1 protein-coding gene is annotated in these 383 nt (G+C 42.6%); it reads right to left on the bottom strand.

From position 1 onward, the window contains the following. A partial coding sequence (locus ACTQWB_RS18765; protein WP_441502927.1) for a prealbumin-like fold domain-containing protein occupies window positions 1-383 on the bottom strand: 383 nt, incomplete at both ends.

Raw genomic sequence — 383 nt, 5'->3', positions numbered from 1 at the left:
GTTCCAGTTTTCCTTTACTTTCTTCCGTATTACTCTTCTCGAATGTATAGGTTAACTTTTCCTTCTGGCCTGCTTTTACCGTCTTTGTCTCTGTCCTTGCCGCTTCACCGCTTGGTGTTACGTAACCTGACGGAGCTTCTGTTTCTACAAAGTAATAACTTCCTGGTTCTACATTATCAACTGTGATTTTTCCATCTTTGTCAGTTACATAGGAACCACGATTCTCATCCGGATTTCCAACCTTATACAGGTCGAATTTTGCTCCCTCAAGGGCTGCTCCTTCTGCTCCTGTCTTCAGCAGTTCCAGTTTTCCTTTACTTTCTTCCGTATTACTCTTCTCGAATGTATAGGTTAACTTTTCCTTCTGGCCTGCTTTTACCGTC

The organism is Blautia sp. HCP3S3_H10_2 (genome assembly GCF_052122375.1).
Lineage (GTDB): Bacteria > Bacillota > Clostridia > Lachnospirales > Lachnospiraceae > Blautia_A.
The sequence above is the reverse complement of the archived record's forward strand: the minus strand, read 5'-3'. Positions and strand labels throughout refer to the sequence as shown.